At 37.8% G+C, this 12,195-nt stretch carries 7 protein-coding genes, 2 tRNA genes and 1 pseudogene; 6 read left to right on the top strand and 4 right to left on the bottom strand.

The features are described from left to right. Positions 1–11 precede the first annotated feature (11 nt). Together rcsB and rcsD are read right to left on the bottom strand one after the other, a co-directional pair. Entirely contained in the window at positions 12–662 is a 651-nt protein-coding gene (gene rcsB / locus Xsto_RS00075; protein WP_099108352.1) for a response regulator transcription factor RcsB, read from the bottom strand. Between the two features lie 8 nt (positions 663–670). Then, positions 671–3,370 carry a phosphotransferase RcsD gene (gene rcsD, locus Xsto_RS00080; RefSeq protein WP_099123705.1) on the bottom strand — a complete coding sequence of 900 codons (2,700 nt, stop codon included), beginning with the start codon at positions 3,368–3,370 and terminating at the stop codon, positions 671–673. 212 nt (positions 3,371–3,582) lie between these two features. Between rcsD and Xsto_RS00085 the strand changes: the two genes are divergently transcribed. Beyond that, a tRNA-Ser gene (locus Xsto_RS00085) sits at positions 3,583–3,670 on the top strand. A gap of 6 nt (positions 3,671–3,676) precedes the next feature. Beyond that, positions 3,677–3,752 (top strand) — tRNA-Thr (locus Xsto_RS00090). 15 nt (positions 3,753–3,767) lie between these two features. Here the strand turns inward: Xsto_RS00090 and Xsto_RS00095 are convergent. Together Xsto_RS00095 and Xsto_RS00100 are read right to left on the bottom strand one after the other, a co-directional pair. Next, positions 3,768–4,028: pseudogene (locus Xsto_RS00095) on the bottom strand (tyrosine-type recombinase/integrase); the annotation flags it as partial. A 22-nt stretch (positions 4,029–4,050) separates the two neighbouring features. Further along, positions 4,051–5,202, bottom strand: coding sequence for a type I restriction endonuclease (locus Xsto_RS00100; protein ID WP_099123706.1), 1,152 nt, complete (start codon positions 5,200–5,202; stop codon positions 4,051–4,053). A 1,380-nt stretch (positions 5,203–6,582) separates the two neighbouring features. Between Xsto_RS00100 and Xsto_RS00110 the strand changes: the two genes are divergently transcribed. The 4 genes from Xsto_RS00110 (at position 6,583) to tyrP (ending at position 12,190) form a co-directional block, all read left to right on the top strand. Beyond that, the gene (locus tag Xsto_RS00110) at positions 6,583–6,933 is read left to right on the top strand and encodes a DUF6404 family protein (protein ID WP_099123707.1); all 351 of its coding nucleotides are present in this window, start codon (positions 6,583–6,585) and stop codon (positions 6,931–6,933) included. 422 nt (positions 6,934–7,355) lie between these two features. Further along, entirely contained in the window at positions 7,356–7,679 is a 324-nt protein-coding gene (locus tag Xsto_RS00115) for a hypothetical protein (RefSeq protein WP_099123708.1), read from the top strand. A gap of 1,636 nt (positions 7,680–9,315) precedes the next feature. Beyond that, positions 9,316–10,554, top strand: coding sequence for an MFS transporter (locus tag Xsto_RS00120; RefSeq protein WP_099123709.1), 1,239 nt, complete (start codon positions 9,316–9,318; stop codon positions 10,552–10,554). A gap of 430 nt (positions 10,555–10,984) precedes the next feature. After that, positions 10,985–12,190 (top strand): tyrosine transporter TyrP, encoded by a 1,206-nt coding sequence (gene tyrP, locus Xsto_RS00125; protein ID WP_099123710.1) that lies wholly within the window; start codon positions 10,985–10,987, stop codon positions 12,188–12,190. The last annotated feature ends 5 nt before the right edge of the window (positions 12,191–12,195 follow it).

Below are 12,195 nucleotides of genomic sequence, written 5' to 3' on the forward strand. Positions count from 1 at the left end.
TAACAAATAGGCTATTTAACCATATCATTGTCAATAGTGACTGAAGATAAGTAATTAAGTAACGCAATATCGTTATCCACTCCCAGTTTTATCATTGCAGATTTTTTCTGACTACTAATAGTTTTTATACTACGATTAAGCTTCTTTGCAATATCTGTCACGAGTAGCCCCTCAGCAAATAAACGCAGCACTTCACTCTCTTTTGGAGATAAACGCTTATCTCCGTAACCATTAGCATTCACCTTTTCCAACAATTTAGAAACACTTTCAGGTGTAAATTGTTTACCTTTTTGTAGCGCAGAAAGTGCTTTAGGCAAATCGGTTGGTGCTCCCTGCTTTAAAACAATCCCCTCAATATCAAGTTCAAGTACTGCACTTAAAATAGCCGGATTATTGTTCATCGTCAGAACGACGATAGCCAGTGTCGGATAATGGCGCTTAATATATTTTATCAGGGTGATGCCATCGCCATATTTGTCACCGGGCATTGACAAATCCGTTATGAGAACATCTGCTTCTATATGTGGCAAACTATTAATCAGTGTAGTTGAATTTTCAAACTCACCGACAATATTAATCCACTCAATTTGTTCAAGTGACTTGCGGATGCCAAATAAAACAATAGGATGGTCATCTGCAATAATGACATTAAGGTTATTCATATTATTGGTTACCTTGGCTGCAACAGCTTTGTGACAAAGGAATCAATACGGCTGATGCTACTTTTGATTTCTACTTCATTATTGTCTGCTATGTGTTGTTCCAACGCCTCACATAATGTTTTTAGCAATTTAAAGTCTAACATAGCAAACGCACCTTTAAGGCGGTGTACCGTTTGCGAAAGTGATATTAAGTCATAGCGTTCCATATCAGTATACAGCTTAGTAACATCCATCGGTACCGTCTCTATAAATAATTTCCTATAATTACTGTCTACCAACTGCGTGTGATAACTTTTGAGGGTATTACAAATATTACTATCTACATTTTGAACAAAATCTGATTCTGGTTTCAGATCAGAGGCGATCTCGTCAGGCTCGATTAAGCTGAAATTTTCTTCAATCAGCAGCGATATCGCATTGATAACATCACCAACAAAATTGTAATTACACTGAATCAAACCCGCTTGCATTTGCTTAAACCCTACTAAATTACCTACTAATAATATAGTTGGCTTTTTTGTTTTGTTCTGTTTATCAGTAAGAATAATATCGTATTCTTCCGTAACACTTTCTGTGCTTTTTTCAAAATATGTTGCTCCATAATTATCAAGGTGATTATGGATTATTTTTTTAATTTCAGGATTACTGATATCTACTAGGGCAATAACCCCTTCCAATAGTTGCGGGATCTCTATATCTTCATCTTGTTGAGACAACGGCAAACTAACAACATAATGCGTTCCCAGCCCCAGTTTACTGTTAATTTGAAGATTTCCTCCCATCTTTTTACATAACTGATTGCACAAATAAAAGGCTAACCCAGAATTTGTATAATATTTATCTTCTGCTAATTTATGTAAGAAAGGATAATTTAAACTATTCAGATCTTTCTCGCTAAGACCTGAACCACTATCGATTAACTCAATCTGTATGTGACTGTTATATTTACCGGAAGTACTGACATTAAGTGATATTTTCCCATAACTAGTTGTTGTAATAGCATAATTTAATAATAATGAAACTATTTTGCTTATTGCTTGCCCATCACCATTGAATATGGATTCATGAGGAATGTTAAAATGATAATAAGCCTTCAGACTCTTAGCATTGAGTGTTGGAAGAAATATTTTTAATATATTTTCCAGTTGCGAGGATAAAGAGAATATCTCATTAGTAGGCTTCCAGTCATCTGACTCTAATCCATTGAGTAATGATATATTTTCAACCCAGTCAGTAATATATTCTGATTTTAACAGCAGCCTATCCAATGAATATTGGATGTCTTCATCTTGCGACTTTTCTTTCAACTGAATAACAAGATCGTTCAACTCCTGAATAGGTTTTTTTATTTCATTATTAATATTTAGCAACATGGAACGTCTGGCGTACACACTTTTCTCATATTCTCGTTGAGCAAGCTGTAACCGCTTATTGATCATTACCTCCTGATCACGCCCCTGAAATAAGAAAAGGTATGTTTCAGGCAATAAATTACTGCTATACATTTTTACTTCATAAACAGCATCCTCAATCGAGGTCTGAATAACACCATGATGCTGTTCTGCCATTATCTTAACCTTATCCAAATCAAGATAAGGCAGCAGTTTTTCGGCAATTTTATTGCTACTAATCAGTTGGTTAGATGAAAAATCATAAATCAGCAACCCAATGGGTATATTGGAAACAATATCATTTTCCAAAGAGTTTTTGATTTTCAGTTCCTGATCCATTGAAGCATTAGGTGTGATATATCGCCGGCGGATATAAAATAAACCACTGAATGAGAGTAATAAGAAAAGCAATATGGAAAGTAACAGCCAAATATTTCTGAGCAATAAATCCACAACAAGTGCTTTCAGTGGAACCTGATATATCAATTTATACGGGACAATATTCAGTGGCTGAGAAAACTCTAACCAAAAACCGTTTAAAGAAACATCAACTTTACTTGTTTTGTCAATATCGTATTCATTGTTTGAGTTCAGCCGAAAATTTGCCGCTGGCATATCAACCGGTAAGAGGTTATTAATTGGTAGATCAAAGGCAATAACGGTGGTTAATTGCCCAGGTGAGTTGAATGCGGCTTTATAGGTATAGAAATAAATATTCTCTCCGCGCAATGAATGAATAGATGAGATACTTTCCCTTTCATCCAGCGCTATTGACTGAGCCAGCATTTCAGAACGCTTAAAATCAGAGCTCAGGGTCAGATAACTTTCCTTAAATCTGATTTCCGGCTTTAAAATAGGATGAGTTGTCACCAGTAGTAAATTGTTATCCTTACCATTGAGATAATACATAGACTCATATTCGTTGCGCGAGCCCCAGAGAATTTCGAGATAATGGGATAGTTTCTGAGCCAATTGAACACTTGAATCATTGTAACTACCAAAAATAATCGCATCGATATTTTTGCTATTGTTTTCCAGCCAATAAATATTAGGACCTACTTCCAATGTAGGTACAATCCCCAAAGAAGATAATGACTGGGAATTAGACTGTTCAAAGATACGCCCTGCATGGTAGCGATAATCTGTAATCTGCAATCGCATTTTAGCTGTCACACTGCTGACTGCATATTTTTTCTCCATCAACCAACTATCAAAATAGTTATACCCAAATAAAAATAGAGACGTAAAAAGCAGAATAATAAACAGTGCATAAAAACGGGGGATAGCAGATGGCTTAATAGGTGCTTGTTTATACATTCTTTGAATGGCTACCTTTCATGTGAAGATATCTATGGTTAACTTTAATTCAATTTGCAATAAAATAAGTCATTGAGTTGTGTTAATACTAGCAGGTTAGTGGATAAAAAGGCCACCGGCGTTCGAAGATTGAGCAAACAGTAAAAAAATAACAATTTTTTCCTTTCGGGGGCTAGACACATTCCAGAGATATAGGCATAATCTCGCGCCATGGAAGGATGGCCGAGCGGTCGAAGGCAGCGGTCTTGAAAACCGCCGATGGGAAACCATCCTAGAGTTCGAATCTCTATCCTTCCGCCAAATTTCGCCGGCTTAGCTCAGTTGGTAGAGCAACTGACTTGTAATCAGTAGGTCACCAGTTCGATTCCGGTAGCCGGCACCAAATAAAATCAACGTGTTATGACGTTGACCCGAATGCCCTGATAGTCTCTTGTGTCATATTTGTGTCATGACTGATTATCAGGGCATCGATCTTTTTAGCGTGCTCTGTCAAATGATTGGGCGCTAGATGTGCATACCGCCTCACCATCTCAATTGATTCCCACCCCCCCATTTCCTGCAATGCGCTCAAAGGTACTCCAGCCTGAACAAGCCAGCTTGCCCATGTGTGACGCAGGTCGTGGAATCGGAAATTTTCAATACCCGCTCGACGCAAGCCACCAATGTGGTGGCCATTATGATTATTGAGTTTTTTTCCTAAAATTATCGTCATTTTTGACGAATTCAAAAGCATCAAGGATGATGCCTGTTATCCTTAAAATATCTTCAGGCATTTCTATAAATATTCGTGAGTTACTGGCTGAGAGTCCAGCCCTGTTGATTTCGTTAAGCAATATGTCAGTTAATTCAATAGGGATCTGGATATAAGGCTTATTCTTCTTATCGAAATATCTTATTATCCATCTATTTGATTTACCTTGATAAAGGATACTGAAATAGGATTCCGTATCCTTATATTGCAAATCAACAGACTCACCAACAATTGATTTTGCTTTCTCAAATAGCGTTAACTCTTTTTTCGTAGTCACAATATTTGGATTATCTGGATCTACTATTTCATCTGGTTCTTTCAGTGTTTCCTGAGGCTCTACCTCATCTTGAACTCCATCAATTGGAGTATGTTTATTTGAAAGACCGGAAACCACCATCGCACTAACAGATTTCTCAACTGCCTGCTTTACTAATGGTGTAATAGATTCAATAAATCTCTGATTTAGCTGGCGCTCTACGTTAGATCTGCTTGCAACATATCTCACGAATTCACCATCTATATCCCTCAGACTAGCACTAATCGTTTTCGTAAATGCGGATAAATAAACGCTCTCTTCTGCAAGAGTCCTTAGCGCTTCTGGTTTGAATTTATCGTGCCTAAAACGAAAAAGCTGACTTGCATCGGCATCGCTCACTTCATCCATTTTGATGCGCAAAAATGGATTAGGATCCATTACGTTTTTTTGTTTTAAATCAGTGAAAAAACGCCATTCTAAGCCATTTGTAATTGCTGAAATGGTTACTTCTGGAGTGGAGTTAAAGTATCTAGATAACTGCGGACAATGGTTATCCAGTTTTTCGCTGTATCCTTTTGCCTCGATAAACATCACAGGAACACCCTGACAAAACAAGGCATAATCAACTCGCTCATTTGCCTTAACTCCCGGGAAGTCAGCTCCGTACTCCGCTTTAACTTTTTGCGGATCATACGGACTAAAACCAAGAATATCTAAAAAAGGCAATATCAATGCTTGCTTAGTTGTTTCTTCGGTGGTGCAGTGTTGTCCAACGTTTTTAACGTGGTCAACATGATGTTTTATTTTTATCTTAAAATTATCCATTCCATAACCTCAGTAAGTTAAAACTTCAGAAATCTAAAACGGAATACCAGAACATTTTACCAATAATGTTCACTTAGTTTTCATCAGCAACCTCATCTTCGTACTCATCGCAGTTATAACTTCTTATAAGTATTTTTCCGCCTGATCGCCTATAAAAACACTTAAGTCGTTTCAGGCCATCTTGTTAAATTATATACACTTTACTATCAATAACTATCTTGTTGGAGGTATCAATTCCTATTACTGTTACGTCCAGAATAACTGCTTCCATGCTGTCACCCTTTACCGGAAAACAAATAATTGTGGAGCCATCTAATAGCGTTTACTATCCCACGGCGCAATGTTTGACCACTCTCCTTCGGACGATACTTGACTTATATCTTTTTTGCGAGTCTCGCTTGCTTGATTCTTTCATGTCTCAAATATACAAGCGAGTCTTTTATTTTCATAGTAAATAAGACGTTACTTTTTAAAGTAGTTATTGTGTTTTTTTATAACTATTAACGAAAAAGGAGACTCCATATGAGTGCATTGGAAGTAATGATCAAGAAAGCTGGAGGTGTTCCAGCATTAACTCGAATATTGAACATCAGGGATCAGGCTATTCGGCAGTGGATAAAAAGGATTATATCCCACCTGCAAGATACGCACAGATTCACGAGCAAGTCGGGGCCAACTCATGACAAGCAAGTCAAAACTATGTGCCCAAACCGGAATTGAAAACAACAAAGTGAAGGCATTGCTGCATAGTTTAAATCTAAGGGCATGATCCCATCTAAGTAAAAAATCAACAAATTTAGCATAATTACCGTACTGAACTATGCCGAATATCAAGGTAAAATTGTCCAATTCAAATCCAGATATAGTAAAGGATGAGGAGGCAAGGTGCCCAACGGTTGTCCAAGACATGCCCATAAATAACAATATATACAGTGTAACTACGCCTAAAAATGTAGTTAGTAAATTTTCTGACGAAAAACACCAAGCTCAGCCAGACAAGAAATCTTCACAGTAATTATTGAAAATGCAAGCTATAATACAAAAGGAATGCTAACTAACGGTGCTACTGTTTTTTGGTAGATTGCGGTGAAAAGGAAATAAAAAATAGATGCTTAAAATTCTGGGGCGTTGAAATCTTCTTCACAAAAATATCTATTTTTCTCTTAATAAAAATGCAGCTGTAAAATTCAAAAGTGCTGTTCTTAATATTAGCTTACTTGCCAGTGCAGCAACTGATAATCTAGAAGACAAGATAAAAGCAATTAACAAAATGATCGTTGGCAAAACAGCCAAAAAAATTATTTTGATGGATGAGAAGAAGTAGGCACTATGGGCTTTGTGTCTTTATAAAATCCTTAGAATAATTCAAGGTGGAAAGGTATGACTTTTGAACAACGAAAAGAGCGTGCTATTACCATCATGGAAAATAAAAAAATGTGGAGTAGCAATTATGCTCCCCCTTTGCTACGTATATTATGGAGAATGGGCTTCAAGATACCACCACTCCCTTTTGCCTCATTTTGGCAAACTGCAATACCGTTGGGGATATGGTTCGGACCTACGTGGGGACTTCTCATGTGGTTTTTTGCTTGGCAAAATGAGGGTATGCAACCCGTTATTGCAATTATCTCAAGTGCCTTTGCCGGTATTATTTTTGGCGTATCTATGGCTGCATATCATCGATGGCGAAAAAAAGTTAACAACCTTCCTGATTGGGATAGCCTAGAGTGAACTTCAGTCAGACACAAAAAAACGACTCAGCGTCGCTTAACAATGCCAAAAAATCGGTAGTGAAAACAATACTGAGGGGGCTTTTTTATTTCCTGTTTTTCTGTAATATTATTGCACCTCAAATTTATTATCTGATAACATCTCGGAGAAAAAATGAAAAATAAAAAGCTAATAATCATTGGTGCAATTGTTGTATTTGTGATTATGTTTTTTAAACTTCTGTCAGAGAATTTAGCTTCAATGTGATGATATAGCCCTGTAATGGGCTATTGTTTTTATGAATCAATAAATACCATTTTTTGACAGAATCTAAGGGATAAGATGAAAAAGTTAATTATGACATTAGCCGGCTTACTTTAACAGGATGTGATGCTGAATACAGTAAATATAACGGAATATACAACTGTAAAATAGGTCGACTAATGAATTATGTAGCATTAGACAAGGGGAGTGAGTATTCCTTTCCGCTACCGGCATTAAAAACCAGAATGACTTTTGAAAATGGAGTTATGACTATTCATGGAATGAATTCAGGTGGTTATATTGGACATGAAATGGCTATGACCGCACCACCAGTAACGCCAGATGGCAGAAAGCTAATGTCAGAACGGATGTTTAAATATGATGATGGTGCATTTAGTGAAGACTTTTCCCCTCATTACGGTATAGTAACAATTACGATTGGTAACCCGCCCAATGATGGTGTAATGCAACAGTTAACTAACTGCAAAAAAGAGCAAGAATAATTTTGTTACAAGATATAAGTTAAGAAAGGTACTGTGGGAGATTTTTATAGCTGGTGGAATATGATCTTCTCGTGTGTTAGCTTCTATTCGATTGAGTATCACTCTTTAATCAATTGAAATGTATTGAAAAAACACGAACTACCCTAGAGTAAATGCGCTCATTATATTTTTACATTTAAATTATAATACAAATTAATAATTCGATTGTTTAAGCGGAAACGCTAATCTTCATTTATCCCAAAATCTAAAATTCCACAATTAACCGATGCAATTATTTTGCATTAGTCGTTTTTACATGTTTTTTACAATTAAACTAAATAAAAAATCCAGTAGTGAAATACTGGATTTTGGCACTCGATTAAAAGGAGAAAACAAATATGTTGAATATAAATTTAACAAATCAAACAATCTTCTTGTCTATCAGGTGATAGATGAAAAGATTGTGATCTATATACCTTTTCATAATAGTGAGAGTATCAGCATGCGGTGTTCCTTACCCCGCGTGTCACGTGGGGTAAGGATTACTCCTATCATTTTGAAAAGCTATTTAGATGATAACAGTCGTTAAACAGAAATATTTGAAAACCTACAAAATAGCTTGTGAACGTATTGCACAATAAGCAGTCAACTCATCACAACCCGCTTTCTCGGGTTTTTCATTTCTAAGGCCCCGAGTGCAACTTTTCTTTATTCAGAGCGATATCGAACTCTCCCCCATTTCTAATCCTTCAGTTATCTCATAAAAACCTATACTACGATAAACCAAGAACAGGATTAGATATGCGATGAAATCCAGATACCTCACCAGTTAGGCGGGTCATTCCCCTGTCCTCTCATAACTTACCGATTCTGCATTTTAACATATTCCTACAAGCTAAATTTTAGCTACGTAACTCCCACATAACCATCAAACTATCTGACCAAATAAAAAACCTAATGTTAGGGGCAAGTGTTAAAAATTTAATTTTCTAACGTGGATAATATCTGATCATTCATGTGGTTGATCTAATCATCTTTTTGTTGATGTTTTATTAATTTAAATATTATTGCTATGAGGATTACAATAATATTCATTATTTATCCGGCAATGAATTTATCTAAAAAATAGATTTTAAAAATATGCATAAAAATATTTTCTTATACGAAAAAGCTGATACTTCACACAGTCAAAAAAAAATAAAATTAATATTAAAAAAAACAACAGATTAAATAATGGTGGATTAACAAAATCACTAATAATCAAGTCGCCAACTATACTCTTAGAGTAAATCCAAATAAAACAACCTGACTAATTAATAAACTACCAATTATTAACTTCCCTTCTGAAAAGGGATATTATTGAACGAAATCAAAATCATAACAATTAATACCGAATATTATTAATAAATAGCCTTATTTAGCAATTAAATTATGATGAAATAAAAGAAAAGATAATGACTAATAGATACACAATGGATTTCAAAATGCGTCTCGGCGATAAGGGGGCTCACCCCCGGTGAGCAGAGATAACTCTATGATCGGGATGAGTGAGAGCAGCCAACAAATAAAGAAGCAATTCTCAGTTTGATTGAGAAACAGATGGCAACTGAATCCTTCTGTCATCTGTATTAAATGAGTAAATTTGAGGAGTACGAAAATGAAAGAAAAACCGGATCTGATCTGGTATCTGGTGTTGGTTGCGCTACTTGATTTTATCGGTTTGGGAATGGTGGTGGCGATATTTCCACACATAATGATTTCTGATGCCGCTTCACTTTTCCCGGAAGGATGGGATCATCAGAAAAAGGTAGTTATGTTGGGGATTTTCCTTGCAATCTATCCTTTGGGCCAGTTTTTTGGTGCTTCCATACTAGGCAAAATGTCGGATATTTATGGCCGCAGAAAAATGATGTTAATTACTGTAGCGGGTACTGCTATAGCTTTTGCTGCCAGTGGCTACGCAGTCGTTGAAACATCAGCAGGACTACTACTGATTAGCCGTTTGCTAGCCGGAATGATGGCGGGTAACGTGGCAATTGCGCAGGCAAGCATGGCGGATATCAGCAAACCGGGAAATAAAACTAAAAATCTCTCTATGATCCAGACTGCTCTGGGTCTGGCTTGGGTGATAGGGCCGCCAATCGGAGGCTGGCTAACTAATGTATCTCTGTGGCAGTTCAACGGGTATATGACACCCTTTGTGATTATGGCTGTTATCTTTGCTCTGCTATTTATCTACACTTTGGTTACATATCCCGATACTCTGGAAAAACATACACAGGAAAAAATAAATGCATTTTCCGGTCTGGTTCAAATTGCAAAAGCCTACAGCCACACTAATCTGAGAATGGCATTTACTATCTGGACAGTTTTTGTTGCTGGCTGGTGGCTGTTTGAATCTTTCCTGCCCGCTTATCTTCTGGATATTTACAGTTTCAGTTCGTTCCAGATTGGATCTTTTCTCGCCATAATGGGAGCGACCTATGCATTATTCCAATATCTGGTGGTAAGGCGTGTTGCCAAAGTCACTAAACCTGAAAATATGGTACGATATTCCCTTGTGGTGTCATCACTTGCCGTCATAGCCATTTCAATGGTCAGTAATGTTATTTACCTGCATATATTCATTACTCTTTTCGTCACCTCGATGGGTTTTGCATTGACTGGTTTGATAAGCTGTATCTCAAATCTTGCGCCGGAGAATGAACAGGGAGAAATCATGGGTTCTATCAGTTCCATTCAGGCGCTGGCAACGCTGATAGTCATGTTGGCAGGGGGATTTCTCGATACCACTAATATTCGGGTAACAGTGGTAGGTGGCGGGTTATTATTGCTAATGAGTTGGTTACTTTTTGTGATGCGTCTGGGCGTTATTAACCGAAAAATAATTCGCTAAGTAAGAATAGTAATCAGCCAGTCATCCGTTCAATTCACAGAACTGGCACTGTATAAGAAAAAACCGTTATCTCAGGATATCGGGTTTTTTCTTTTCTACTTTCAGGCATACTACCATACGTTATTCTCGGTTCAGATGGCGATACCAAAGCGCTAATAAAGCTAAACCGGCTAATCGAATAACAGCCATAATCTGTAATATAAAGGCTATTACTAGAATTCTTTTTCTTTTCGACGAGCTTCCACAGGTACAGCACTTCAAAATTAGATTCATTTATTCAATTTGCTTTTTTAATCTACTTCTCAGTTTTAGCACACAGTGTAATTATTTCTTTACGATCTATGTATCGCGAATTTGACAGCCATACACCAATCCTTTACTCTGCCACTCTTATTACTATTTTATCAATATATTCAGAGACGAGGATCGCGTGAAGAATCGCACTACTGGCAGTATTTTTATCGTCGCCGGAACGACGATTGGGGCAGGAATGCTCGCCATGCCTCTGGCTGCGGCAGGTGTAGGTTTTAGTACAACACTGGCCATGTTAGTTGGCCTATGGGCTTTGATGAGTTATACCGCACTCCTGCTGGTAGAAGTTTATCAATATAATAAAGCCAATACCGGGTTGGGAACTATCGCAAAACGCTACTTGGGCGTCGGTGGGCAGGTGTTAACAGGGTTCAGCATGCTATTTCTGATGTATGCTCTGACAACCGCCTATATCAGTGGTGCTGGTGAGTTGCTGGCTGCCAGTTTATCGGCTTGGTTAGAGAAAGACATTTCTGTTTCTATCGGGATCATTATATTTACACTGGTCGCCGGAAGTGTCGTCTGCATTAGTACCCGATCTGTTGATTTAATTAATCGCCTGCTATTTACTGCTAAAGTCATTTTTCTGGTGCTCGTTCTTGGCGTGATGATGCCTCATGTTGACAAGATCAACCTAATATCTATGCCAATAGAAAAAGGGCTTGTTCTGTCAGCCATTCCGGTAATTTTTACTTCATTCGGGTTTCATGGCAGTGTGCCAAGCATCGTTGCCTATATGGGCGGGGATACAAATAAGCTGCGGAAGATATTTCTTATCGGTAGTGCTATTCCGCTGAGTGCTTATATCCTGTGGCAGTTAGTGACTCTTGGTGCTATTTCTTCCAATACCTTTGTCGGGATTCTGGCACAACAGTCAGGATTGAATGGATTATTGCAGGCCGTCCGAGAAGTTGTTGCGTCACCCAAAGTTGAACTTGCTGTTCATCTGTTTGCTGACCTCGCACTGGCGACATCGTTTCTGGGTGTTTCTCTGGGTCTGTTTGATTATCTTGCTGACCTGCTAAAACGCCGCAATCATGCCAAAGAGCGTCTGCAAACCGGCTTGATAACTTTTGTGCCCCCCATGCTTTGCGCTCTGTTCTACCCTAACTTTGTGATGGCGCTGACCTTCGCTGCCGTTGCGCTGTCAATTCTGGCTCTGTTACTCCCCTGCCTGCTGGTTTGGCGCTGTCGCAAAGAAAATCAGGGAGGATATCGTGTGAAAGGTGGTAACCCGGCACTCGTCCTTATTTTCCTGTGCGGTATTGCTGTTATTGCTATTCAGGTTGGCATTGTTACAGGCATGCTGCCCGAGGTTGGCTAATCCAT

This window comes from Xenorhabdus stockiae (genome assembly GCF_002632825.1).
GTDB lineage: Bacteria > Pseudomonadota > Gammaproteobacteria > Enterobacterales > Enterobacteriaceae > Xenorhabdus > Xenorhabdus stockiae.

Excerpts from the sequence above, each read along its gene's own strand:
- rcsB (WP_099108352.1), bottom strand. The coding sequence starts at position 662 with ATGAATAACCTTAATGTCATTATTGCAGATGACCATCCTATTGTTTTA.
- rcsD (WP_099123705.1), bottom strand. The coding sequence starts at position 3,370 with ATGTATAAACAAGCACCTATTAAGCCATCTGCTATCCCCCGTTTTTAT.
- Xsto_RS00100 (WP_099123706.1), bottom strand. The coding sequence starts at position 5,202 with ATGGATAATTTTAAGATAAAAATAAAACATCATGTTGACCACGTTAAA.
- Xsto_RS00110 (WP_099123707.1), top strand. The coding sequence starts at position 6,583 with ATGACTTTTGAACAACGAAAAGAGCGTGCTATTACCATCATGGAAAAT.
- Xsto_RS00115 (WP_099123708.1), top strand. The coding sequence starts at position 7,356 with ATGAATTATGTAGCATTAGACAAGGGGAGTGAGTATTCCTTTCCGCTA.
- Xsto_RS00120 (WP_099123709.1), top strand. The coding sequence starts at position 9,316 with ATGAAAGAAAAACCGGATCTGATCTGGTATCTGGTGTTGGTTGCGCTA.